A 24,477-nucleotide genomic window follows, 5' to 3' on the forward strand; every position below is an offset into this window, starting at 1 on the left:
TAAGTTAAAATTATAATTTAGTATGTATGCATAGTAAATTATTGTAAATTTGCTGCAACAATTTTAGAGTGACTAACTCTTATAGGATTATTGTTAATAGCTAGAAAAACCTTGAAATTTATATTTCGAGGTTTTTCATTTTATAGTATTAGCTTAAATCTTTAGCCGATTCGTTAACCTTTACTTTCAAGTCTTCTTTGTAAGCTATTATTTTTTCGCGAACATATAAATCGCTAGCTCCTAAAATTTGTGCTGCTAATATTCCTGCATTTTTTGCGCCATTTAAAGCAACTGTTGCAACAGGAACACCACCTGGCATTTGTAATATTGATAATACAGAATCCCAACCATCTATAGAATTACTGCTTTTTACAGGAACTCCAATTACTGGTAATGGTGATAGTGATGCAATCATGCCTGGTAAATGTGCAGCGCCACCAGCTCCGGCAATTATTACTGCAAAACCTCTGGTGTGTGCATTTTTACCGTAGTCGAATAATTTTTCTGGTGTGCGGTGAGCCGATACAATATCAACTTCAACATCAACACCAAATCCTTTTAAAATATCTATCGCATCTTGCATTACTGGCAGGTCGCTTTTGCTTCCCATGATGACTCCTACTTTATTCATTTTTTATATGAATTAAATTTATAATTATGTTTTATTCTGAAATTACTCGGATGGATTTCTTAACCTCTTCGGCAATCCGTCTCGCTTCATTCAAATCTTCATTTACAATAGTGACATGTCCCATTTTTCTAAACGGACGTGTTTGTTTTTTGCCATAAATATGCGGTGTAACACCATCCATATTCATTATTTTTTCTATGTTTTCGTAAACTACATTGCCGCTAAAACCTTCGGCGCCAACAAGGTTAACCATAACACCAACTACTTTATTGTCTGTGCGACCTAAAGGTAAATTTAAAACGGCACGAATATGCTGTTCAAATTGAGAAGTGTAACTCGCTTCTATCGTTTGGTGTCCTGAATTATGAGGTCTTGGAGCGACTTCATTTATTAAAATATCATCGTTTTCGGTTTGAAACATTTCAACAGCCAACAAACCAACATGGTTAATAGCTTCTGAAACTTTTAAGGCTACAGCTTCTGCTTTTTTAGCAACAGCAACATCTATACGCGCAGGGCAAATAACATACTCTACTTGGTTGGCTTCTGGGTGAAATTCCATTTCTACCACAGGGTAGGTTTTTGTTTCTCCCGATGCGTTTCTTGCAACAATTACGGCCAATTCGTTTTTAAAGGGTACTAACTTTTCTGCAATACATTCTACGTTAGGTAAATCTTTTAAATCGTCAACGGTTCTAACAATTTTTACGCCAGTACCATCGTATCCAAACTGAGCGCATTTCCAAACAAAAGGCAAGCTTAAGCCACCATGATTTAGAGCTTCTTTTATTTCTGAAGTAAAAGCAAAACGAGTAAAAGGTGATGTAGGAATGTTGTGATCTACATAAAATAATTTCTGTGTTGCTTTATTCTGGATAATACGTAATGTTTTTGCCGATGGATATACTTTTACGCCTTCTTTTTCAAGCGCTTCCAGGGCATCGATGTTTACGTTTTCAATTTCAATAGTTAAAACATCTACTTGTTTTCCGAAGTTGTAAACGGCATCATAATTCATTAAATCACCAAGGTGAAATTCGTCGCAGGCTGTCTTGCAAGGCGCCTCGTTACTAGCTTCCAAAACACAGGTGTAAATATCGAATTTTCTGGTGTTGTAAAGTAGCATTTTACCGAGTTGCCCACCACCTAAAATGCCGAGTTTAAAATGAGAAGAGAAGTAATTCATTTGCTTGTTTTTAACTAAAGTATCTTAAATTGTAAGCAAAAATACGTTATAATCTTAAAATAGGCTTCAATTCATAAATCAAAAAAGCCTAAAACGTTAATCTATTGATTATCTTTGCAACTTCAAAAATTAATAACGGTGATAAAGTTACACGACAAATATTTTAAACCATTTATATCTGCTGCACAAATTGATGATGCACTAGCAAGAATGGCCGATGAGATTGCGAGCGATATTGGAGATGAAGTTCCTGTATTTGTTGGTATATTAAACGGCTCGTTTATGGTGGTAAGCGATTTTGTTAAAAAATACCCAAAACCTTGTGAGGTTACTTTTATCAAATTAGCATCGTATGAAGGTGTGAAGTCTACTGAAGATATTCAACGTTTAATTGGGCTAACCCAAGATTTGTCTGGCCGCACTGTTGTGATTTTAGAAGATATTATAGATACCGGAAATACGCTTGCCGAAGTACATCGTATTTTTAAAAACGAGAATGTTAAGGCTTTAAAAATTGCTACTTTATTTTACAAGCCTGAGGCCTATAAAAAAGACTTTAAACTACATTATGTTGGTATAGAAATTCCTAATAAATTTATTGTAGGCTACGGCTTAGATTATGATGGTTTAGGAAGAAATTTACCAGAAGTATATCAAATAAAAGAAACACAACACATGACAAATTTAGTGCTATTTGGCCCTCCAGGAGCAGGCAAAGGAACACAAGCAAACTTTTTAAAAGAAAAATACAACTTGGTACACATTTCTACCGGTGATGTTTTTCGATTCAATATTAAAAACGAAACAGCTCTCGGTATGTTAGCAAAATCGTTTATAGATAAAGGAGAGTTGGTTCCAGACCAAGTAACTATTGATATGTTAAATGCTGAAGTTGAAAAAAATGCCGATGCAAAAGGATTTATTTTCGACGGTTTTCCTAGAACAAATGCACAAGCAGAATCTCTAGATAAATTAATGGAAGCTAAAGATTCGCAAATTAATGCAATGATTGCGCTAGAGGTTGACGATGAGATTTTAGTTGGTCGTTTATTAGAAAGAGGAAAAACAAGCGGAAGACCTGATGATGCCGATGAGTCTATTATAAGAAATAGAATTACCGAGTATTATAATAAAACAGCTGTTTTGAAAGATTATTACAACGCACAAGAGAAATATTTTGGTGTTGATGGTGTAGGTAGTATCGAAGATATTACTGTACGTTTAAGTACGGCAATTGATAAATTGTAAAAAAAAATACTAAAGAGTAAATCAAGATACTCCTTATGCTATTGTTACTTTGGTTTGCTGCTTTTTATATTTTGTTAAAGGCAAATTAAAACATAATAATATTTAACAAAATAAACTTTTCGCTTACGCGGAAAAAATAAAGGAACAACTGCTATTTTAAGCGTTGTGCTTATTAATATTAAATTGGAAAATGACAGAAGGAAATTTTGTAGATTACGTAAAAATGTATGTAAGCTCAGGTAAGGGTGGCCGTGGATCGGCGCATTTACATCGTGAAAAATATATTACAAAAGGTGGTCCCGATGGAGGAGATGGAGGCCGTGGTGGTCACATTATTTTACGTGGTAACGCTAACTTATGGACTCTTCTGCATTTAAAGTATAAAAAACACTTACGTGCTGGTCACGGAGAAAATGGTGGGAAGAGTAGAAGTTTTGGTGCCGATGGTGAAGATTTTTATTTAGATGTACCATTAGGAACCGTAATTCGTGATACTGAAACTAACGAAATCATTCTTGAAATTACCGAAAATGGTGAAGAAAGAATTATTGCCGAAGGTGGAAAAGGTGGTTTAGGAAACTGGCACTTTAGGTCGTCAACGAACCAAACGCCTCGTTATGCGCAACCTGGTTTGCCAATGGAAGAGAAGTACATAACATTAGAGTTAAAAGTACTTGCCGATGTTGGTTTAGTAGGTTTTCCTAATGCTGGAAAATCAACACTTTTATCTGTAGTAACTTCTGCAAAACCAAAAATTGCCGATTACGAGTTTACAACCCTAAAACCAAATTTAGGTATTGTAAAGTATCGTGATTTTCAAACTTTTGTAATGGCAGATATACCTGGTATTATTGAAGGTGCTGCTGAAGGTAAAGGATTAGGGCATTATTTTTTACGCCATATTGAGCGTAACTCAATTTTGTTGTTTATGATTCCTGCGGATGCGGAAGATATTAGAAAACAATACGATATTTTACTTGATGAGCTTCGTCGTTATAATCCAGAAATGTTGGATAAAGATCGGATTATCGCTATATCAAAAAGCGATATGTTGGATGATGAACTTCAGGCTGAGTTAAAAGTAGAGCTAGACAACGAATTGCCAATTCCGTACCTATTTATTTCGTCTGTAGCCCAAAAAGGTATCACAGAGTTAAAGGATGTACTTTGGAAAATGTTGAATTAATAAAATAATCTAGACGAACCTGTAAAATGGAAAGTCCTTTTTTTATAACATTATTTAAGCCGCTAAGTCTTGTTTTTTAACAATACTTGGCGGTTTTTTAATTCAGAACAATAAGTAATGCATATTCGGAACAATTTTTGTTTAAATTTATATAAAAAATAAGACTATGAAATTTGTTAAAACTCTCGCTATATTATTTTTAGTAGCATCTTGTGCTCCTATTTATGTAAACTACGATTACGAAAAAGGTACAGATTTCACCAAGTATAAAAGCTATAATTATTATGCCGACATGAAAACCGGTTTAAGCGAGCTGGATACTAAGCGACTTTTAAATGCTCTAGATGAACAACTGCAAGCTAAAGGTTTTGCATTGTCTGATACGCCAGATTTTTTTATAGACATAAAAAGCACCGAATTTCAAGGCGCACAAAGGCAAACCGTTGGCGTAGGAGTTGGCGGCGGAGGCGGTAATGTTGGCGGAGGTATTTCTATAGGTTTACCTCTTGGGCAAGCACAGGTTACACGGCAAATAACAGTCGATTTTGTTGACGAAAACATCAAGCAACTTTACTGGCAAGCGGTTAGCGAATCTAGTTTTAATCCAAATAGCTCGCCAGAAAAACGTGAAGCACGTTTAAGTGCTATTGTTGCTAAAATATTAAAGAAGTATCCGTCTAAAAATTAGGTGTCTAGATCCTGTTTCAAATATAAAATATGATTTTTAAATTGAAGGAAATAATCAAATTAGGGATTCTAGTTATAATTATTAGCTTATTTGTTAGCTGTGATTATGAAGATAAAGTGATTGTTGATAAAACTCATAAAGTGTTATCAAACGGGAAGCGTTTGGAAGTTGAAAAAATAACAACGCTTTCAACTGCTATAGGTCTGTTTTCTGGGCATAATTACGGCACTACACATCGATTTACGTATAAACTAGGAATACAACCAGAAGACATTAATTGGGATGGTGGTAGTGGTGAGCCAAAAGCGTTACTCTTCCATAGAGACACTACATATATTTATTATTTAAAAGAAAAAGTTATTCGAACTGCCTATACTGATTCGGTAACAAATACTTTAAAAGAAGATAATCATACAGAAATACAAGCGTTTTATGAGAAACATGTTGATGAGCGCTTTTTCTTTAAGTTGCTTGGTGATGATTATTGGGTAGGCGTTCAGGCTGAAGATTATGATGCTGCCAAACGTTTTTCTGATGAATTTATCGTTCCTAATGATAATGAGCTAAGCGTTAAGATAAATGATAGTATTGATTTTTAAGAAACAGCTTATTTTCTTATTAGCTTTTTAGTTGCTAAAAGTACCTTGTTAGCATAAAAATTAGTTAAATAAATCCCTGAAGGCAAAGCGCTTAAATTAATAGAGTTTACTGTAGAATTGGTAAGCGTTTCCGATTTAATTTTTCGACCATCTATCGATATAATCTCTACGGTTACATTTTCGGTGTTATCACTTTCAAATTTCAAATTAACAACATCTAAAACTGGGTTAGGATAAATTGATACGGTAAAGGTGGTGTTACTACTTTCAATAGACTCAATGCCTAGTGTAGAATGTTCTATCGTCCAGGTTACGGTGCTTACGTGCGTTGTTTCATGGTTGTCTACCTTTAAAAGTTCGGTGTTATCTATAATTACCGCGGTTAAGGTATTTGTACCTATGGTTAAATCTTCTTCTTGTATGCTAACCAAATCTTGATTAGTTGCGAAAGATGCACTGTTTAAAGTCCATTCACTTTCTAGAGTATTTGGTAGAGGTTCAATTAAATTTAGCTCAAATTCTAAAGGGAAAGCGGCATTACTAATTGCGTTGTCGTTATTTGGTGTAAATGAGTTAATGGGTGGTAGTAAATCATGAATTTTTTCAATAATGCCTTCTGTGCACACCGGGCAAAACGATTTGTTTATGCTTTTCATAATGCAGTTTTGGTGCGGTTTATACCATTCGGCACAATTACCAGTATCGCAAGTGTATTGATAAACACCAACATTATTTGTGCCTACCCAGTTTTTCCATTTCACAAGAGTTTCGTCACTTTCTCTAGTCATGTTTATGGCTTCTTCTGTAAATAATTCACCTGGATAATATTCGTCTTTCAGGTTAAACATAGAGTGGCCAAGCTCGTGAAGTACAGTTTTTGGACCCCAATACCCTGTATAGCTCATAGGGAATTCACCTCCGCTGGCTCCGTACTCATCAGAGTTTACTAGTATTAAAGCTTGGTCGTAAGTAGGGAAGTTATCGGCTAAAACGCTGTTGATTTTTACTTCAGTTTGGTTGGCGTAATTACCGTCTGCTTCGTAAAAAAGCCTTCTGTGTGCGCCGTAAGAATCGTAAGTTGCATTAAAATAAGTATCTGCACTAGTTATTGGTGACAATAATGCATCTGGAGTTTCTTCCGGATCAAAACTTTCTCCAGGATGATCGGCACCACTTTCGTTTGATGGCACGTAAATGATATGAACGTTGAAGTAATTGGAGTATTCTTTAAAAGGCGATTCGTTAAACATGTTGTTTGTATAATTAACAGCATCGGTTTTAAATTTGGCAAACTCACTAACTTGGTAGCCTTCGCTTAAAATTACTAAATTGAGACGCTTACTGTTGTCACCGGAATTTTTGATGATTTCCGTAGTAAAAACTTGAGCCCCTGTAAACTGAAAGTTTACTAATACAAAAAATAAAAAGAAGACGTTTTTCATATTATTCAATATTAGAGGTAATAAGCGTTTTTGTATTTTGTAGAGAGTCTATTACTTCTTTAATTCTAATAAATTTAGTTGAAGTATTTAACTGAATACGTAGGTTTAACGGTGCTTGTTTTATAGATACGTTTCGCTTTTTGAAATTAAAAGAGTCGGTTGTGAATTCAATAGTTTTTAATAATGGATTAGATATGGTTTGTTCGGAAATTAGCGTTTTATTTTTACTAAGTTGTGTACAAACTAAATCGCCTGGAACTCCGGATTTTATATATTTAGAATCGCTGTTTCGTAGTTTACCGTCTACTATTTTTTTATCTATAAATTCAATAGATTTTTGGCCTTTTGAATTTTGAGAAACTCGATAATTTAAGAATATAAGCTTTGGGTCGCTTTCTGGAACTTCTGCGTTTTGAACAAGACTAGTTTTTGTGGCACAAGATATGCACACCAAAGCGAATAGCATTAAAAATGCAGTTTTAGGCTTGTAAAAGTTAGTATGTTTTGGGGCAACCTTTTTCACAATTGAAATAAAATATTTAAACAAAGTTACGGAATATTGTCTTTTAAAGCCATGATATAACGATGAATGCCTTAGTTTTGGTTGCAAACCCTACAATTGTATCGTTAAAAAGCGTAAAAGAATGATAAGTATAAAAAGAACAAATTCTAATGATTTAGATTTTCAAAAACTTGTTGAGGCTTTGGATATTGATTTAGGTGCTTACTATAAAGATGAAAAACAGTTTTACGGAAAACTTAATAATATTGATGAAATTAAGCATGCTGTTGTGGCTTACGATGAAAATAATACCCCTACTGGATGCGGGGGAATTAAAGCTTTTTCGGAAGATGAAGTTGAGGTTAAGCGGATGTTTGTGCCTGTTGAATTTAGAGGAAAAGGTGTTGCTAAATTGGTTTTAGAAGCTTTAGAAGATTGGAGTGTAGAATTAGGTTTTAAAAAATGTATTCTTGAAACTTTAAAAGAGAAACCTTATGCTATCAGGTTTTACGAGAAAAATAATTATCATACTATTCCTAATTTTGGTGATTATGTAAAAGCCAAAAATAGTATTTGCTTCGCTAAAAATTTAAAATAAACGGATATGGAAACTTATATTGCTCTGTTGAGAGGTATTAATGTTGGAGGAAAGAATAAAATTTTAATGGCAGAGCTTCGCGATTTATTATTAAATATGGGGTTAAAACACGTACAAACATATATACAGAGTGGCAATATTATTTTTAATTCTGAAGAAGGAAACGCTTCGGAATTAGAATTTCAAATTACGGAAGCTATAAAAAAACGTTTCGAATTAAGTGTTCCTGTGCTTGTAATAACTAGTGATGCGTTAAACACTATTTTTAATACTTGTCCCTTTTCCGAAGAAAAAAAGCAGAAAAGTTACTTTTCATTGTTATATACAGCACCAGAAATCGATTTGGTAAATGAAGTTTTAAGTATGAAATTTGAGAACGAGGAGATTAATATTTTAGCTAATTGTGTTTACTTTTATTCGTCTATTGGCTACGGAAAAACGAAATACAATAATAACTTCTTTGAACGTAAATTAAAGATTACTGCCACGGCTAGAAATTATAAAACAATGGCAAAGCTTTTGGAACTATCTGAAAACGCTAGTTGAATTAATAATTTGTTGACAATAATAGTGAATTGCTGAATTCGATAAAAATAGCAGAGATATTTCTTATTTTTGCCAAAACTAGCTGTATTAAAGCTTAAAATTTAAACATGACTGAAACCGATTTTATCCCAAAACCATATTCGAAGCATATTGAAAGCGGAGATTTTACATGGAGTTCGCCAAGCAATATTGCTTTAGTGAAATATTGGGGGAAAAAGCAAGATCAAATACCAGAAAATCCATCTATAAGTTTTACGCTAGATTATTGTAAAACAACCACGAAATTAAGTTTTTCTGAAAAAGAAAATAAAGAAAATTTTTCGTTCGATGTGTTTTTGGATAATGAGAAAAAAGACGATTTTAAACCTAAAATAGAAACCTTTTTTAAGCGAGTGGAGCGTTATTTACCGTTTTTAAAAAACTATCATTTTAAAATAGAAACATCAAATTCATTTCCTCATAGTTCTGGTATTGCATCATCGGCGTCTGGCATGAGCGCTTTGGCTTTGTGCTTGATGAGTATTGAAAAGGTATTGGTTAATGATGATTTAAAAATAAATTTCATTCAAAAAGCATCTTTTTTAGCGCGTTTAGGTTCTGGTAGTGCTTGCAGAAGTTTGGAAGGCGATTTGGTAGTTTGGGGTGAGCATGAAGATGTAGTTGGAAGTTCCGATTTGTTTGGTGTAAAATATCCGTTTGAAGTTCATGAGAATTTCAAAAATTATCAGGATACTATTTTATTGGTGGATAAAGGAGAAAAGCAGGTGAGTAGTACGGTTGGACATAATTTAATGCATGGCCACCCATTTGCGCAACAACGTTTTGAGCAGGCTAATAAAAACCTTAAAGACATAAAAAATATTTTAAAATCGGGAGATTTAGATGCTTTTATTGGTTTGGTTGAAAGTGAAGCTTTAACACTGCATGCTATGATGATGACGAGTATGCCTTATTTTATTTTAATGAAACCGAACACGTTGCAGATTATAAATAAAATTTGGGCATTTAGAGAATCTACAGGTTCTAAAGTGTGTTTTACTTTGGATGCGGGTGCTAATGTACATGTTTTGTATCCTGAGAATGAGGCGGAATCTGTACTTAAATTCATTAAAAGTGAGTTAGTTACCTTTTGTCAAAAAGGTGAGTATATTATCGATAAAATTGGATTTGGGGCAAAACTGTTGTAATTTTGCATTTACCAAGTCTATTATAGCTTATGAAAGGACCATTATTTTACTCAAAAATATTACTCTTCGGAGAGTACGGAATTATCAAAGATTCTAAAGGTTTATCAATACCTTACAGCTTTTATAATGGGGCTTTAAAAACGGATAAAAACCCATCGGAAACAGCAATAGCTTCTAATGCAAGTTTACAACGGTATGTTGGGTATTTAGAGAATATTAATCCAGAATTGGTTGTTTTTGATGTGGCTTCACTAAAAAAACATGTAGAGGCTGGTATGTATTTCGACTCGTCTATTCCGCAAGGTTATGGTGTTGGTAGTAGTGGTGCTTTGGTTGCGGCTATTTACGATAAGTATGCACAAGATAAAATTACAGTTTTAGAGAATTTAACTCGTGAAAAATTACTAAAGTTAAAAACAATTTTTTCAGAGATGGAATCTTTTTTCCACGGAAAATCTTCTGGTTTAGACCCTTTAAATAGTTATTTAAGTATTCCAATTCTTATCAATTCAAAAGATAATATCGAGGCAACAGGTATTCCTGCTCAGCAAAATGATGGTAAAGGTGCTGTGTTTTTATTAGATAGTGGTATTATTGGGGAAACCGCACCAATGGTAAGCTTATTTATGGAAAACATGAAGCAAGAAGGGTTTCGTAGTATGTTAAAAAATCAATTTATTAAACATACCGATGCTTGTGTAGACGATTTTCTAAAAGGAGATGTTAAGTCTTTATTTAAAAACACCAAGAGTTTATCTAAGGTGGTTTTAAGTCATTTTAAACCTATGATTCCGCAACAGTTTCACGAGCTTTGGAAAAAAGGTATCGATACTAACGAATACTATTTAAAACTTTGTGGCTCTGGTGGAGGTGGCTATATTTTAGGTTTTACCGAAGATTTAAGTAAAGCAGAAAAAGCACTTTCAGGTTATAAATTAGAAGTGGTTTACAACTTCTAGATTTTAGGTTTTATTATAAAATTTCGAAAACTTTTCGGGATTATTTGAGAATTCTTTTCAAAAGCAAGATTTTATGCTATCCAGAAAACAAAAGCACATTTTACTTAAGTTTTTTAGCATGTTCTCTGTAGTACGAGGTTACAATATTCTTATTGTAGTTATCGCACAATATCTAACGGCTATTTTTATTTTAGGGCACGATTTACCTGTGAAAGATGTTGTTCTGGATTTAAACTTACTCATGCTTGTTTTAGCTTCGGCAGCAACTATTGCTGGTGGATATATTATTAATAATTTCTACGACTCTGAGAAAGACTTAATTAACAGACCTATAAAGTCTAAGTTGGATAAATTGATAAGCCAAAACACCAAGTTATCTTTCTATTTTGTTCTTAATTTTTTAGCTGTTGTAATGGCTAGTTATGTGTCTTTTAAAGGTGTGATTTTCTTTTCTATTTATATTTTTGGTATTTGGTTCTATTCGCATAAGCTTAAAAAAATGCCATTTATTGGTAATTTAACTTCAGCGACATTAACAATTACACCGTTTTTTGCCATTTTTATGTATTATAAAAACTTTGAACATGTGGTTTTTGTACATGCTATTTTCTTGTTTTTAATGATGTCTATGCGCGAACTCACTAAAGACTTAGAAAATATTAAAGGCGATTTGGCTCAGAATTATAAAACTATACCGATAGTTTACGGCGAAAAAGCATCTAAAGTAATGCTGACTATTTTGGCAGTTTTAACCTGGGTGCCTATGAGCTTGTTACTTTCTCGTTACGATGTTGGTTATATGGATCTGTATTTTTACTTATGTATACCGTTATTATTGGCCTTTTTATTAATATTATGGATGTCTAAAACAAAAACACATTACTTAATACTTCATAATATTTTAAAATTTATAATTGTTGTTGGTGCCTTTAGTATCGCGCTTATAAAGATTAGTGTGGTTTTAAATAGAATTTAGTAACGGAGGCTTTCTTCAGCATATAAGCAAGTATCAAGATTTCTTAATAAAACATTGCTATTAAGGGCGTTCGTGATATTTAAAGAAAACAAAAAGTAAAACTTAAATCGTCAATCATAATTTTAAATATATCTTTGCAGAAAATTATTAGTCATGAACAGAAATCAAGGAACAAGCGGAAAAGGGAAACCTTCAGGAAGAGGTAATCAAGGTGAAGCTAAAAAAGGCGTTGCTAGAGGAGGTGAAGGTGGAAAAAGTAAAAGTTTTTCTAGAGGTAATGCACCTATTAAAAAGGGTAACCCTACACCTAAAAAAGCGAGTAATCCTGATGAAATTAGACTAAACAAATACATAGCAAATTCTGGTATTTGCTCTCGTCGTGAGGCTGATGATCATATTGCTATTGGTTTAGTAACCGTTAACGGTAAAGTAATTACCGAAATGGGATATAAAGTAAAGGTTGCAGATGAAGTTCGTTATGATGGCGCCCGTATAAACCCAGAGAAAAAAGCTTACGTTTTATTAAATAAACCTAAAGGTTTTGCTACAACAACTAGCGAAGGTAAAGGGAGAACAGTAATGGATTTGGTTGCAAATTCAACAAGTTCACGTATTAAGCCTATTGGGCGTTTAGGTAGAAATTCTAAGGGGTTAATATTATTTACAAACGATGATGCTATAGCAGCTAAGTTTACCAATTCTAAACATGGTGTGCCACGTTTATTTCATATTGAATTGGATAAGAATTTAAAATTAGAAGATCTTAAAAAGATACAAGCTGGTTTTAAAATTGAAGGAAAACTTATTGAGGTAGAAGAGATTAGCTATATCGATAATGCGTCTAAAAAAGAAATTGGACTTAAAATTAAAAATACTGGAAACACAATTATCCGTAGTATTTTTGATTACATAAAATACGAGATTGTTAGTTTAGATTGTGTTGCTATTGGGCACTTAACTAAAAAAGATATTCCTCGCGGAAGCTGGAAACATTTAACTGAACAAGAGTTGAATACTTTAAAGATGTTATAAAACTTTTAAGTTTGGCCAAATATTTTAATCGAGTGTTACGTCTTCATGAGAAGGTGTAACACTCGATTTGGTTTATAGTGTGTTGTATGCGTTTTTTTGTGTTATGTCGACGCTAGGAGACATCGCATACTGTTTTATAAAGAAATTTTCTTTTTTTATTATGAAATTTTCCTTTTCATCGGAACAATAAGCTCTTGCAGTATTGTTTTTTATCTGTATTTTGAGGGTAAATAATGTCGCTAATTGTTTAGAATGTAATTTGGTAATACACCCGCGTTAGGGATAGAACGGCCTGTTTGAGCTCTTTTTGTGTGGTTGCACCTAAGCAACACAAAAAAGCGAGTAGTGATAGCCTGACCCTTGTGGTAACGCACCCTAAAAAATATTTTAAAAATAAATACAAAAAAAGTTTGTAATTCAATTTTTTGTATTTCATTTGCACTATTATTAGCTGAACGAATTGAACTCTGTTTCTGTGTTCGGGCTTTTGGACATTAGGAAGTCATTTTCAAAAGCAGCTTACCGATTAAGCGACCGAATTTTAAAGCTAACTTCCGTATCTGCCATATATGCTATCCAGTATAAGTACGGCTTCGTACCTACTACTCAACCTGAAATTCAAATTTGATTTTAATTTTTTTACGGAATTAACATGTAGTTAATCTACAATTTATATCTTTAAATATCTTAAAATAAATACATTGAATACAAAATATATTGATTTAATCAATCAGACTTATGATTTTCCGCAAGAGGAATTTGCATTAGAAAACAAAACATTACAATTTCACGGAGTAGACCTAATGGAGTTGGTAGAAACTTATGGTGCACCATTAAAATTTACATATTTACCTCAAATTTCTAACAATATTAATCGTGCAAAAAAATGGTTTGCCGATGCTATCGAAAAGAACGATTACAAGGGTAAATATAATTACTGCTATTGTACAAAGAGCTCGCATTTTAAACATGTTTTAAACGAGGCTTTAAAGAATGATATACATATTGAAACCTCATCGGCTTTTGATATTGATATTGTTGAAAACCTTAAAAAAGAAGGTAAAATTACAGATGATACCTTTGTAATTAGCAATGGTTTTAAGCGTGCACAATATGTAACTAATATTGCTCGATTAATTAATAACGGACATAGAAATGCTATTCCTATTATTGATAATTACGAGGAAATTGAATTGCTTTCTAACGAGATCGATGGCGACTTTAATGTTGGTATTAGAATTGCTTCGGAAGAAGAACCAAAATTTGAATTTTATACCTCACGTTTAGGTATTGGCTATAAAAACATTGTGCCGTTTTATAAATCTCAAATTCAGAATAACGAGAAGGTGAATTTAAAAATGCTTCACTTTTTTATTAATACTGGTATTCGTGATAATGCGTACTATTGGAATGAGCTTACTAAATGTTTGAAGGTTTACACAAACTTGAAAAAGATTTGTCCGAGTTTAGATAGTTTAAATATTGGTGGTGGTTTCCCTATTAAGAACTCTTTAGTTTTTGATTACGATTATGCTTACATGGTTGAAGAAATTGTAAATCAAATTAAAATTGTTTGCGAAGAGGAAGGTGTAGATGTGCCAAATATTTTTACGGAATTCGGTAGTTTTACTGTAGGTGAAAGTGGTGGTGCGGTTTACGAAGTTTTGTATCAAAAACAACAAAACGACCGTGAAAAATGGAACATGATTAACTCATCTTTCATTACAACATTACCAGATACTTGGGCTATTAATAAACGTTTTGTAATGTTGCCTTTAAACCGTTGGAACGATAGTTACGAGCGTGTTTTACTTGGCGGCTTAACTTGCGATAGTGATGATTATTACAACAGTGAGCAACACATGAATGCCATTTATTTACCAAAGTATGATAAAGATAAACCTTTATATATTGGCTTCTTTAATACAGGTGCTTACCAAGAAACTATTGGTGGTTTTGGAGGTTTACAGCACTGTTTAATTCCATCGCCAAAGCATATTTTAATAGATAGAGATGAAGATGGAAACATCACAAAAAAAATATTTAGTGAACAACAAAAAAGTGAAGACTTACTTAAAATTTTAGGTTATGAGCAATAATACCTACGCTGGAATTGCAGAAGAGTTTGCAAAAAAGGAAACTGCAAAGATTGTTTTAATTCCTGTGCCTTATGATGGTACAAGTACATGGCAAAAAGGTGCAGATAAGGGGCCTAAGGCGTTTTTAAATGCTTCGGAAAACATGGAGCTTTACGATATTGAAACCGGAACGGAAGTGTACCGCCAAGGGGTGTATTTAGCCGATGCTGTAACCGAGAATGCATCGCCAGAAGCTATGGTGGAAGCTGTGCATAAAGCGACTAAAAAATATATTAAGAGAAATAAGTTTGTAACCATTTTTGGTGGAGAACATTCTATTTCTATAGGTACTATTCGTGCTTTTAACGAAATGTACCCAAGCTTAACGGTTTTGCATATTGATGCACATGCAGATTTACGTAAAGAGTACGATGGTTCTACGTGTAACCATGCTTGTGCTGTTTACGAGGCAAGCCAAACAACCAATTTAATTCAAGTAGGAATTCGTTCTATGGACGTTATGGAGAAAACCGTTATGGACGAAGAGAAAACTTATTTTGCACACGATATGGCTGTGGATGATACTTGGATGGATTCGGCAATCGATCAAATGACGGACAATGTGTTTATTACTTTTGATCTGGATGCTTTCGATCCTTCAATTATGCCAAGCACAGGTACACCAGAACCGGGTGGATTATTATGGTACGAAACCTTAGACTTTTTAAAACAAGTTTTTAAAGAGAAAAATGTGGTAGGTTTCGATATTGTGGAACTTTGCCCAAATAAAAAAGAAAAATCATCCGATTTTTTAGCCGCAAAATTATATTACAAAATGCTAAGCTATAAATTTATGGATGAGTCGGTAAACGACGATTACGATAACGCATACGATAATACAAAACAAAAAACTAACGCTTCTAAATTCAGTGACAACGATGAGTACTAAAGGACCAATTTCGCAATTTATAGAAAAACATTATTTACACTTTAACGCTGCTGCTTTGGTGGACGCTGCAAAAGGGTACGAGGCACAGTTAAACTCTGGGGCTAAAATGTTAGTGTCTTTGGCAGGAGCTATGAGTACTGCTGAATTAGGCAAGAGTTTTGCTGAAATGATTCGTCAAGATAAGGTGCAAATTATTTCTTGTACAGGTGCGAATTTAGAAGAAGATATCATGAATTTAGTAGCGCATTCGCATTACAAACGTGTGCCTAATTATCGTGATTTAACTCCTGAAGATGAGTGGGATTTATTAGAAAAAGGCTTAAACCGTGTAACTGATACTTGTATTCCTGAAGAGGAAGCTTTTAGACGATTACAAGAACATATCGTTAAAATTTGGAAAGATGCCGAAGCTAATGGTGAACGTTTTTTACCTCATGAGTATATGTACAAAATGTTACTTTCTGGAGTTTTAGAAGAGTATTACGAAATTGATTTAAAAGATTCTTGGATGTACGCTGCAGCGGAAAAAAACTTGCCTATTGTTTGCCCAGGTTGGGAAGATAGTACTATGGGGAATATATTTGCAAGCTACGTTTTAAAAGGAGAATTAAAAGCAAGTACTGTAAAATCTGGTATTGAATACATGACGTTTTTAGCAGATTGGTATACTGATAATTCATCTAAAGGTATTGGCTTTTTTCAAATAGGAGGTGGTATTGCTGGCGATTTTCCGATATGCGTGGTGCCAATGTTGTATCAAGATATGGAACGTACAGATACACCATTCTGGAGTTATTTTTGTCAAATTAGCGACTCTACAACCAGTTATGGTTCGTATTCTGGAGCTGTACCAAACGAGAAAATTACTTGGGGTAAATTAGATATTAATACACCTAAATTTATCATCGAAAGTGATGCTACTATTGTTGCGCCATTAATTTTTGCATACCTACTAGGTCAATAGCAATGGACATAAACAATATTGAAAATATAGAATTAAAGTATCTAACTGTTGATGATTTTGAGGAGTTAAAAGCAGCAACGTTAGAGTCTTATGGCGGTGTGCTAGATTCTTATTGGAAAAAAAATCACATTCAAAAATTAACCACCATGTTTCCAGAAGGACAGGTGGTTATTAAAATTGATGGAAATTTAGCGGGCTGTGCGTTGTCTCTTATTGTCGATTATGATAAAATAGATGATAACCATACTTATAGCGATATTATTTCTGGAGAATCTTTTAAAAATCATGATCCAGAAGGCGATGTGCTTTATGGTATCGATGTGTTTATAAAGCCAGAATATAGAGGGTTGCGTTTAGGTAGAAGACTCTACGATTACAGAAAAGAAGTTTGCGAAACGTTAAACTTAAAGAGTATTGTATTTGGTGGGCGTATGCCAAATTATCATAAACATAGAGATTTAACGCCTAAAGAATATATTGAAAAAGTTAAGCGTAAGGAAATTCATGATCCGGTTTTAAACTTTCAAATATCTAATGATTTTCATCCGGTAAGGGTTTTAAAAAATTATTTAGAAGGCGATACAGCATCAAGTGAATACGCAGTTTTAATGGAGTGGGATAATATAAATTATACCAAACCTAATAAAAAAGCAAGTAGCATAAAAACGGTGGTGCGTTTAGGTTTAATACAGTGGCAAATGCGCCCCTATAAAGGCTTGGACGATTTAATGCAGCAAGTAGAGTATTTTATTGATAGTGTTTCGGCATATCGCTCTGACTTTGCAGTATTTCCAGAGTTTTTTAATGCGCCTTTAATGGCTGAGTTTAACCATATGCATGAACCAGATGCTATTAGAGAATTGGCAAAATTTACTGAAACTATTGTTAATAGAATGAAACAGTTATCTATTTCATATAATATTAATATTATTTCAGGAAGTATGCCAGAATTGGTTGGTGATAAACTGTATAATGTTGGGTATTTATGCCGAAGAGATGGTAGTTTTGAGCGTTACGAAAAAATACATGTAACACCAGATGAAGCTAAGGTTTGGGGTATGCAACGTGGTGATAAATTAAAAACCTTTGAAACGGATTGTGGTAAAATTGGTATATTAATTTGTTACGATTCGGAGTTTCCTGAATTATCACGTTTATTGTCTGATGAAGGCATGGATATTCTATTTGTACCATTTTTAACCGATACGCAAAACGGATATTCTCGAGTGCGTTTATGTGCGCAAGCACGTGCTGTAGAGAACGAATGTTATGTTGCTATTGCTGGAAGTGTCGGTAATTTACCAAACGTAAATAACATGGATATTCAATATGCGCAGTCCGCTGTGTTTACACCATGCGATTTTTCGTTTCCAAGTAATGGAATAAAAGCTGAAGCGACAACAAATACAGAAATGATTTTAGTTGCCGATGTAGATTTAAGCTTATTGCGAGAACTACATTCTTTTGGAGCTGTTAAAAACCTGAAGGATAGACGAAAAGATTTTTACGATGTAATTCGTGTAAAGTAATCATAAATAATTATATTTATCTTGTGGCTAAATAATGCCCAAATCTAAAAAACAATTAACCCTGTTTAATGAGAGTAATATGTCGTTAAATAGAGTACATGTGAAACCTAATAATAAAATAAGAACCAACACATGAAAAATAGAAATGAAAATTTAAAACGTGTCATTGTTGATTTTAAAAAATTGACACCTGAGATATTAGCCTTATTAGTAGAACGCTATCCTGATGGATATGATGATGATCAAATTATTTCATTTAAAAATCAGCATAACGAAATTATAGAAGCGGTAGAAGTAACCACCGAGGATACTAAATATTTAGTAAAAGTAAGTTCTAAATTAGCAGTAACCATGGAGAATTATGATGAAGATGATTATGAAGATTTTGATGATAATGATCCGGAAGCTGTACAAGACCCGAGCTTAGAAGACGACGATAACGATTAACACAATTTAATATTATGAGAACAGCTGTTTTTAAATCTTTCGAAAACGGTTATTTTAATTTTTGGTTTGAAAACGGCGAGGAGCTTGCTTTTGAGGAAGTGCATCCACGTGTTTTAAAGCAATTCGATTTAAAAAACGATGAGTCTTTGGTTGATAAAGAATTCAGAATCACATTTGTTGAAGATGCTGATGGTGACGATGCCATCTATCGCGTTCAGAGTTTAAAACCGATAGATTAATTCATTTAATAAAATATTTTAGACCTGATGGGTTTTCAAAATCTGTCGGGTATAAAATTCCCTACTCTAAAAATAACAGAATACTTATAGAATATAATGTACCGCGTAGTTGCTTACCAAGTAGCTAGTGCTATCCAAATAAAAGCTAGTAAACAAGAGTTGCCGTGGCAATTGGTGTTTCAGGATAGCGATGAACTTTATTATAAAAGTTCAAATCAAAAATTTATTTACATCTTTCAATACGGGATGGTGTCTTTTTTCAATTTATCTCACGATGAAATTGAACAGGCATTAAAGCAAATAAATCCTTTTTGTTCTAATTATTTTACTGAAAAACTTTCTGAATCTGTTTCTGTAATTGTAAAACCAGAGACGTTACGAGTTACCTTCGATGATGTTGTGCTTCCTGAACTGGATCAAGAAATGATACGTTTAGTAATGCTTAATACATCGCAATCTGTGGCTTTAGATCGTTATGCGGAAATAACAGAGGAGCTTCTTATAGAAACAAATAAGCATACCTTGTTTTTAGAAGAAAAGGGAACGCTTGATATTTCGGGAAATAAATTAAAACGATTTATTGGGAAGATTTTAAATATCAAAAATAAAATTTCGGAGAACTTATATATTTTTGATTCTCCTGAAATTACCTGGGAAAATGAACAGCTTAATAGGCTTAATCAGGACTTGAAACGGACTTTTGATTTACAAGATCGATACCGATTAATTCATGATCGAATTGAAATTATTAAAGATAACCTAGAGCTGTTTAAGGATATTATGGACCATAAGGAGAGTAGCAGGCTAGAATGGATTATTATCATTCTAATTGTTATTGAAGTGGTCGATATGTTTATCGGGAAGATTTTAGGCTAGTAGTTTTTATATAAAACAAAAGCGCATTTCAATAATCTGAAATGCGCTTTCTCATTAACTATCAATCAATCTAACAAAATTCTTAGTCTCTTTTGTGGTTCTTGCCTTTTTTATTATCGCCTTTGTTACCACGTTTATTCATGTCTCTTTTTTCTAAAGATTCTACCCATTTAGTATATTGCTCATCGTTTAAAATCTTTTTCATTTTAGCTTTTTCAGCAATTTTGTGATCAAGCATATCATTCATCATTTTTAAACGCTCTTCTTTAGTTGGTTTTTCCGCAGTTCCAGCTTCTTTTTTAGCTTTGCGTTCTTCCATCATTGCTTTACGTTTTGTGGCGTTGTCTAAATTTATGGTGTAAATTTTATTTTGTTGTCCTTCATCTAAATCTAATGCTAAAGTCATTTTTTTAGTTTGAAGTGTTGCCATTTCATTTGCAGTAAGATTCATCATTTTTTCTCCTCTGTCATGATTTCTTGGTCCGCCTTCTTTTCTTTGAGCAGTTGCTTGTAATCCAATAAAAGCTAATGCAATAATTATTAATTTTTTCATCTTATTTAAGTTTTAATGTTTATTTGCTATTAGGACTTTCGCATTTCAAAAAGGTTTAAAAAGGTTTTGAAATTTAACTAGCTTTTAACAAAAAAGGCTCCCGTTATGGAAGCCTTTTTTAGGTGTACTAATTATGTAACTTGCTTTTATTTAGGGTCTAAAATAGCATTAATTTGTTCTGCCATATCTCTAAGGTGAATGTTTGTAATAGCGTTTCTAGATCCAATACGTGAGCGTACTAGGTTTTTTAAAGTAGTAAGTTCGGCACGAGAAATAGCTTTAATATCTGAGTTGCTTGTGCTCGTCATTAAATAAGCTAACCTGTTAACGTGTGCACGTTGTAAATTACGTTTGTAGGTGTCTATATTCTTTCCGGTGTTTAATTCTTTCCAAACGCCGTTTCTTAAGTCACGCATCATGCTTGTAAGTGCGTATGCGTCGTTTCCGTTAAGCGATTCGTTCTCTATCATTCGTTGCATTCTAGAGGTGCTTAAAAGGTTGTTTAACGTTCGTGTTTGCACGGCATTAATACGTTCTATTATTCCTGAAGCCTTAATTTTATCATTAATCTCTGGAGAAATTAACCATTCTGGTGTTTCAAATAATTGATCGTTTATAAATAGTAAACAATCTTTTTGATGTTTTTTATCTACATGGCTGTAAACAGCACCTTCTTGATCGGCTGTTTTATAGTTTTCGTAAACACCACCAACGTTGTTGGCAACATGCCCCATATAGCGGTTAAATTGTGAAAACACATGGCCATACATGGTTTTTAAATCTTCATAATCAGAGTTGTTTTTAGTAGTCCATTCAATTAAGTTGGGCACTACGCGTTTTAGGTTTTTTATACCATAAGTACTTGCTAAAACAGCATCGTCTCCTAAATCTTCAGTTTGCGAGCTAGGATCTATAGTTTCTCTTTGTTGTTTACCAAATCTATAAAGTGGATCTCCGTCATGTGCCATAATCCAACTGTCTAGAGTTTCTTTTTCTTCTTCAGCAGTTTTATCTAAAATAGGTTTATAACCCCAAGCAATTGAATATTTATCATAAATACCAATATTTGGGAATAAAGAAACGCCAACATCTTCGGGTTGCGCGATGTAATTAAAACGAGCATAATCCATAATAGAAGGAGCAGTTCCGTATTTTTTAGTGAATTCAGGATCACGTAAATCTTCTACTTTATAAGCAGAGCTACTTCCCATGTTATGTGGTAAACCTAAAGTGTGTCCAACTTCGTGAGATGATACAAAACGAATAAGTTCTCCCATAACCTCATCACTAAATTCTGAGTTTTGAGCGGCTTTGTTTGCAGCGGCAGTTTGAGTAAAGAACCAACCGTTTACTAAGCTCATTACGTTGTGGTACCAGTTAATATCTGATTCTAGTATTTCACCAGATCTTGGGTCGCTAACGTGCGGGCCATTTGCATTTGGTATTGGTGATGCTAAGTAACGCACAACAGAATAACGTGCGTCTTCTGGTGTCCATTCTGGATCTTCTTCTACACTTGGCGGATCTTTAGCGATAATGGCGTTTTTAAAACCTGCGGCTTCAAAAGCAGTTTGCCAATCTTCAATACCTTGTTTAATATATTTTCTCCATTTTACAGGAGTTGCTCTATCTATGTAATAAACAATTTGCTTTTTAGGCTCAACCAGTTCACCATTTTTAAATTTTTCTAGATCTTCATCTTTTACTTCTAATCTCCAGCGGTCTAAATACGTTAGTCTTTTACTTTTTTGAGCTTCTAAACCATAATCGGTTTGGCTACTTGTAAACCAACCAACACGTTTATCAAAATAACGACGCTTCATTGGTGTTTTAGGTAGTAAAATCATGGAGTTATTGATTTCAATACTAATAGTCCCTGTGCTAGAGTTTGATGGAGGGTTTGATGCGTAGTATGTTTTTACATGGCGCGCTTCAATGTTTAAAGGGTAACTTTTTACAGATTCTATGTAAGATTTGCTCTCGTCTAATCGAGATACTTTATAGTTCTTTTTGTTTCGAACGCTTAAGCCTAGCGAGTTTACATCTTTTTTGTATAAATCGGTAACGTCGATAACTGTTGCAGTAGAGTCTTTACTAAAAGCTTTTATCGGAAAAGCATATAAAATAGGTTCGAAATTAGAGTTTACAACAGCCTCGTGGATTGGTAAAGATTTATCGGCTACTACGTTGTTTGATACCACGCGTAGCAATACTTTTTTATCCTTTACTTGCCAGCGTAGCACTTGTGTGTTTTCTTTTCCGCCGCCAAAGCCAAGTCCGCTCGCTGTTTTTGCAATTCGGGTAACCATAAGCATTTCTCTATCGAAAAGAGAATCTGGAATTTCATACAAATATTTATCGTCTATGGTATGGATTTTAAATAAACCTATATCCGTTTTTGCATCTTTAGTAACGATTTTACTGTACGGCTGAATTTGTTGCTTTTTCAGTTTGTCAGCCTTCGCTTTTTTTGCGAGCATAACTTTTCTAGCCGCATCGGCTTCTGCTGTCTTTTTAGCAGAATTACAAGACAGTATTATTGTTGTTAGAGACAACAATAATAGTTTGGTAGTTTTTTTCAAATTATTATTGGGTTAGTTAATAACGTGAAAATATTTATTTTATATAAAATTATAACCTATAGTGGTAAAAATTAACGAAATTTTAATTAAAATTAACAAAAACCTGATTTTTTATTAATTAAGTACTGGTATTTTTATGTTGAATCCGGTTTGGAAATCTGGTGCATTATTAACCAGAAAATCTTCTTTTACGTAAAAAGCCAATTGCATATCTGGTATGCCGTAAGTATAGGTGAAATTCCAATTGGTTAATGTTTTATAAAGCGTGCTTACACCATGTTGCCAACCTCCATTTATTTCTTGCCATTTACCAATAAGTTTATAGTAGCCAGCTTCATCTTTTTTGTTGTAACGCGATTGTAGTTGGTAATTAATGCTAAAGGCATTATAGTTTCCTTTTTTAGTGTATTTTGTAATTTCAACAGTGCTTTCTGTAGTTGCTAAAAAAGGGTTATTACCCAAATCTACATTGTCTTTAAAATCTATAATGTTTTTGCGTAATAAATTTGCACCTAATGCAATATTAAGTTCGTATTGGTTTTTTAATTTAATATGTTTTACTGCGTTTGCTGAAACTCCGAGGTCTATAGCAGAATTATATTTTGAAGTATTTAAACCTAAATGACTTCCGAAGTTTATAAAGATGTTGCGACTTTTATTTATTAAAAACTCTGGATAGTAATAGTGGTTAAGTTCAATACCACCAATAAAAAAATCGTTATTCTCAAATTCTAAAACTTTTCCGTTTCTATCGGTGTACTTAAAGTCTACTTTATTTAAGCCGTAGTAACGCCTTCCGTAGGGATCTTCACCACCAGCAATATTACTATGGAACCACTCTATACTTTCGTCACTTGTGAAAGGTGAAAAGGGATATTTGCCTTTTGTTATAAGGTGAGAGCGAAGCGATATACTTAATTCATGATGTTTAGATAATGCTAGGCTTAAACTAGCTCGAAATTCTTTAATTACTGCATCTACAACAATGTTCACGTAATCGGCAGGTGTGGTTTCTTGATCAATAAAATAAAAAGGGCGATCGTGCCATTTTACTTGGTTAAGTTGTGTTCTTGTTTCCGGGTCTTTAGGTAAATAAGCCTCTACAAATGGGTGAAAGGTATTTCCGTTAGATATATTGAAACTAAAAGTATTACGCTTAGGAGCGTGAAATTTAAAGTTAGTAGAAATTCTTGAGCTAAACATACCAAAATGATGTGTCGCTAATTGATTTGGGCTATCTATGCCGTTTTTAAAAACGATACTATCATTTTGTTGAGCTTTAAGAATAGAAGATCCTAAGAAACAGATTATTAGTATAATAGCTTTATTCATTATACAAATGTAAATAAACTAATTAAAATAGATTGATAAAAAATAAGAGGAGCTTCAAGTTTTTAGAAACACTCTAAAACCTTCAAAATAAAAGCATGTTTTTCTTAAAAAATTAACAAGTGATGCCCTTTACTCTTAAAGAAAAGAT

The 24,477-nt window shown here is 33.4% G+C and carries 24 protein-coding genes; 17 read left to right on the forward strand and 7 right to left on the reverse strand.

What is annotated here, in order from left to right; genetic code table 11:
- Nucleotides 1-148: 148 nt before the first annotated feature.
- Both purE and BM246_RS14275 read right to left on the reverse strand, forming a co-directional pair.
- Nucleotides 149-631, reverse strand: coding sequence for a 5-(carboxyamino)imidazole ribonucleotide mutase (purE, locus tag BM246_RS14270; protein WP_042497002.1), 483 nt, complete (start codon nucleotides 629-631; stop codon nucleotides 149-151).
- 31 nt (nucleotides 632-662) lie between these two features.
- Nucleotides 663-1,817 (reverse strand): 5-(carboxyamino)imidazole ribonucleotide synthase, encoded by a 1,155-nt coding sequence (locus BM246_RS14275; protein WP_074938814.1) that lies wholly within the window; start codon nucleotides 1,815-1,817, stop codon nucleotides 663-665.
- Nucleotides 1,818-1,955: 138 nt separating this feature from the next.
- Between BM246_RS14275 and BM246_RS14280 the strand changes: the two genes are divergently transcribed.
- From BM246_RS14280 to BM246_RS14295, 4 genes are all read left to right on the forward strand, one after another.
- Nucleotides 1,956-3,065 carry an adenylate kinase gene (locus tag BM246_RS14280; RefSeq protein WP_074938817.1) on the forward strand — a complete coding sequence of 370 codons (1,110 nt, stop codon included), beginning with the start codon at nucleotides 1,956-1,958 and terminating at the stop codon, nucleotides 3,063-3,065.
- A 190-nt stretch (nucleotides 3,066-3,255) separates the two neighbouring features.
- On the forward strand, nucleotides 3,256-4,251 hold the full coding sequence (obgE, locus tag BM246_RS14285; protein WP_042497003.1) for a GTPase ObgE: 996 nt from the start codon (nucleotides 3,256-3,258) through the stop codon (nucleotides 4,249-4,251).
- A 166-nt stretch (nucleotides 4,252-4,417) separates the two neighbouring features.
- On the forward strand, nucleotides 4,418-4,939 hold the full coding sequence (locus BM246_RS14290; protein WP_074938819.1) for a DUF4136 domain-containing protein: 522 nt from the start codon (nucleotides 4,418-4,420) through the stop codon (nucleotides 4,937-4,939).
- 41 nt (nucleotides 4,940-4,980) lie between these two features.
- The gene (locus BM246_RS14295) at nucleotides 4,981-5,538 is read left to right on the forward strand and encodes a hypothetical protein (RefSeq protein WP_139221899.1); all 558 of its coding nucleotides are present in this window, start codon (nucleotides 4,981-4,983) and stop codon (nucleotides 5,536-5,538) included.
- Between the two features lie 8 nt (nucleotides 5,539-5,546).
- Here BM246_RS14295 and BM246_RS14300 read toward each other — a convergent pair whose 3' ends face one another.
- A complete protein-coding gene (locus BM246_RS14300) occupies nucleotides 5,547-6,980 on the reverse strand; it encodes a T9SS type A sorting domain-containing protein (RefSeq protein ID WP_074938823.1) in 1,434 nt (477 codons plus the stop codon).
- 1 nt (nucleotide 6,981) lies between these two features.
- Nucleotides 6,982-7,446: a hypothetical protein gene (locus BM246_RS14305; RefSeq protein WP_139221900.1), complete on the reverse strand. Its 465-nt coding sequence runs from the start codon at nucleotides 7,444-7,446 to the stop codon at nucleotides 6,982-6,984.
- Between the two features lie 178 nt (nucleotides 7,447-7,624).
- Between BM246_RS14305 and BM246_RS14310 the strand changes: the two genes are divergently transcribed.
- The 13 genes from BM246_RS14310 (at nucleotide 7,625) to BM246_RS14370 (ending at nucleotide 19,862) form a co-directional block, all read left to right on the forward strand.
- Nucleotides 7,625-8,080, forward strand: coding sequence for a GNAT family N-acetyltransferase (locus tag BM246_RS14310; RefSeq protein ID WP_074938828.1), 456 nt, complete (start codon nucleotides 7,625-7,627; stop codon nucleotides 8,078-8,080).
- Nucleotides 8,081-8,086: 6 nt separating this feature from the next.
- Nucleotides 8,087-8,626: a DUF1697 domain-containing protein gene (locus BM246_RS14315; protein WP_074938830.1), complete on the forward strand. Its 540-nt coding sequence runs from the start codon at nucleotides 8,087-8,089 to the stop codon at nucleotides 8,624-8,626.
- A 107-nt stretch (nucleotides 8,627-8,733) separates the two neighbouring features.
- Entirely contained in the window at nucleotides 8,734-9,813 is a 1,080-nt protein-coding gene (mvaD, locus tag BM246_RS14320; RefSeq protein ID WP_074938832.1) for a diphosphomevalonate decarboxylase, read from the forward strand.
- Between the two features lie 29 nt (nucleotides 9,814-9,842).
- Nucleotides 9,843-10,772, forward strand: a complete 930-nt coding sequence (locus BM246_RS14325) for a mevalonate kinase family protein (protein ID WP_042504308.1) — start codon at nucleotides 9,843-9,845, stop codon at nucleotides 10,770-10,772.
- Nucleotides 10,773-10,845: 73 nt separating this feature from the next.
- Entirely contained in the window at nucleotides 10,846-11,748 is a 903-nt protein-coding gene (locus tag BM246_RS14330; protein WP_074938834.1) for a geranylgeranylglycerol-phosphate geranylgeranyltransferase, read from the forward strand.
- A gap of 153 nt (nucleotides 11,749-11,901) precedes the next feature.
- Entirely contained in the window at nucleotides 11,902-12,780 is an 879-nt protein-coding gene (locus tag BM246_RS14335) for a pseudouridine synthase (RefSeq protein WP_042504303.1), read from the forward strand.
- Nucleotides 12,781-13,481: 701 nt separating this feature from the next.
- Nucleotides 13,482-14,879, forward strand: coding sequence for an arginine decarboxylase (locus tag BM246_RS14340; RefSeq protein ID WP_042504301.1), 1,398 nt, complete (start codon nucleotides 13,482-13,484; stop codon nucleotides 14,877-14,879).
- Nucleotides 14,869-15,807, forward strand: a complete 939-nt coding sequence (speB, locus tag BM246_RS14345; RefSeq protein WP_042497020.1) for an agmatinase — start codon at nucleotides 14,869-14,871, stop codon at nucleotides 15,805-15,807. Before BM246_RS14340 ends, speB begins: the two co-directional genes overlap by 11 nt.
- Nucleotides 15,797-16,771: a deoxyhypusine synthase family protein gene (locus tag BM246_RS14350; RefSeq protein WP_074938836.1), complete on the forward strand. Its 975-nt coding sequence runs from the start codon at nucleotides 15,797-15,799 to the stop codon at nucleotides 16,769-16,771. The genes speB and BM246_RS14350 overlap by 11 nt, the downstream gene beginning before the upstream one ends.
- A 2-nt stretch (nucleotides 16,772-16,773) precedes the next feature.
- A complete protein-coding gene (locus tag BM246_RS14355) occupies nucleotides 16,774-18,300 on the forward strand; it encodes a bifunctional GNAT family N-acetyltransferase/carbon-nitrogen hydrolase family protein (RefSeq protein WP_074938839.1) in 1,527 nt (508 codons plus the stop codon).
- A gap of 132 nt (nucleotides 18,301-18,432) precedes the next feature.
- Nucleotides 18,433-18,747 (forward strand): hypothetical protein, encoded by a 315-nt coding sequence (locus BM246_RS14360; RefSeq protein WP_042497143.1) that lies wholly within the window; start codon nucleotides 18,433-18,435, stop codon nucleotides 18,745-18,747.
- A 14-nt stretch (nucleotides 18,748-18,761) separates the two neighbouring features.
- Complete coding sequence (locus BM246_RS14365; protein ID WP_042497024.1) at nucleotides 18,762-18,986, forward strand: hypothetical protein; 225 nt, start codon at nucleotides 18,762-18,764, stop codon at nucleotides 18,984-18,986.
- A 96-nt stretch (nucleotides 18,987-19,082) separates the two neighbouring features.
- Entirely contained in the window at nucleotides 19,083-19,862 is a 780-nt protein-coding gene (locus BM246_RS14370) for an RMD1 family protein (protein WP_042504298.1), read from the forward strand.
- Between the two features lie 82 nt (nucleotides 19,863-19,944).
- Here BM246_RS14370 and BM246_RS14375 read toward each other — a convergent pair whose 3' ends face one another.
- The 3 genes from BM246_RS14375 to BM246_RS14385 form a co-directional block, all read right to left on the reverse strand.
- On the reverse strand, nucleotides 19,945-20,415 hold the full coding sequence (locus BM246_RS14375) for a hypothetical protein (protein ID WP_074938841.1): 471 nt from the start codon (nucleotides 20,413-20,415) through the stop codon (nucleotides 19,945-19,947).
- A gap of 146 nt (nucleotides 20,416-20,561) precedes the next feature.
- Nucleotides 20,562-22,997 carry a zinc-dependent metalloprotease gene (locus BM246_RS14380; RefSeq protein WP_074938843.1) on the reverse strand — a complete coding sequence of 812 codons (2,436 nt, stop codon included), beginning with the start codon at nucleotides 22,995-22,997 and terminating at the stop codon, nucleotides 20,562-20,564.
- Between the two features lie 114 nt (nucleotides 22,998-23,111).
- The gene (locus tag BM246_RS14385) at nucleotides 23,112-24,329 is read right to left on the reverse strand and encodes a hypothetical protein (protein WP_074938845.1); all 1,218 of its coding nucleotides are present in this window, start codon (nucleotides 24,327-24,329) and stop codon (nucleotides 23,112-23,114) included.
- Nucleotides 24,330-24,477: the final 148 nt, after the last annotated feature.

This window comes from Algibacter lectus (assembly GCF_900112395.1).
Classification (GTDB): Bacteria; Bacteroidota; Bacteroidia; order Flavobacteriales; family Flavobacteriaceae; genus Algibacter; species Algibacter lectus.

Excerpts from the sequence above, each read along its gene's own strand:
- purE (WP_042497002.1), bottom strand. The coding sequence starts at position 631 with ATGAATAAAGTAGGAGTCATCATGGGAAGCAAAAGCGACCTGCCAGTA.
- BM246_RS14275 (WP_074938814.1), bottom strand. The coding sequence starts at position 1,817 with ATGAATTACTTCTCTTCTCATTTTAAACTCGGCATTTTAGGTGGTGGG.
- obgE (WP_042497003.1), top strand. The coding sequence starts at position 3,256 with ATGACAGAAGGAAATTTTGTAGATTACGTAAAAATGTATGTAAGCTCA.
- BM246_RS14290 (WP_074938819.1), top strand. The coding sequence starts at position 4,418 with ATGAAATTTGTTAAAACTCTCGCTATATTATTTTTAGTAGCATCTTGT.
- BM246_RS14300 (WP_074938823.1), bottom strand. The coding sequence starts at position 6,980 with ATGAAAAACGTCTTCTTTTTATTTTTTGTATTAGTAAACTTTCAGTTT.
- BM246_RS14305 (WP_139221900.1), bottom strand. The coding sequence starts at position 7,446 with ATGCTATTCGCTTTGGTGTGCATATCTTGTGCCACAAAAACTAGTCTT.
- BM246_RS14310 (WP_074938828.1), top strand. The coding sequence starts at position 7,625 with ATGATAAGTATAAAAAGAACAAATTCTAATGATTTAGATTTTCAAAAA.
- BM246_RS14315 (WP_074938830.1), top strand. The coding sequence starts at position 8,087 with ATGGAAACTTATATTGCTCTGTTGAGAGGTATTAATGTTGGAGGAAAG.
- mvaD (WP_074938832.1), top strand. The coding sequence starts at position 8,734 with ATGACTGAAACCGATTTTATCCCAAAACCATATTCGAAGCATATTGAA.
- BM246_RS14325 (WP_042504308.1), top strand. The coding sequence starts at position 9,843 with ATGAAAGGACCATTATTTTACTCAAAAATATTACTCTTCGGAGAGTAC.
- BM246_RS14330 (WP_074938834.1), top strand. The coding sequence starts at position 10,846 with ATGCTATCCAGAAAACAAAAGCACATTTTACTTAAGTTTTTTAGCATG.
- BM246_RS14335 (WP_042504303.1), top strand. The coding sequence starts at position 11,902 with ATGAACAGAAATCAAGGAACAAGCGGAAAAGGGAAACCTTCAGGAAGA.
- speB (WP_042497020.1), top strand. The coding sequence starts at position 14,869 with ATGAGCAATAATACCTACGCTGGAATTGCAGAAGAGTTTGCAAAAAAG.
- BM246_RS14350 (WP_074938836.1), top strand. The coding sequence starts at position 15,797 with ATGAGTACTAAAGGACCAATTTCGCAATTTATAGAAAAACATTATTTA.
- BM246_RS14355 (WP_074938839.1), top strand. The coding sequence starts at position 16,774 with ATGGACATAAACAATATTGAAAATATAGAATTAAAGTATCTAACTGTT.
- BM246_RS14360 (WP_042497143.1), top strand. The coding sequence starts at position 18,433 with ATGAAAAATAGAAATGAAAATTTAAAACGTGTCATTGTTGATTTTAAA.
- BM246_RS14365 (WP_042497024.1), top strand. The coding sequence starts at position 18,762 with ATGAGAACAGCTGTTTTTAAATCTTTCGAAAACGGTTATTTTAATTTT.
- BM246_RS14370 (WP_042504298.1), top strand. The coding sequence starts at position 19,083 with ATGTACCGCGTAGTTGCTTACCAAGTAGCTAGTGCTATCCAAATAAAA.
- BM246_RS14375 (WP_074938841.1), bottom strand. The coding sequence starts at position 20,415 with ATGAAAAAATTAATAATTATTGCATTAGCTTTTATTGGATTACAAGCA.
- BM246_RS14385 (WP_074938845.1), bottom strand. The coding sequence starts at position 24,329 with ATGAATAAAGCTATTATACTAATAATCTGTTTCTTAGGATCTTCTATT.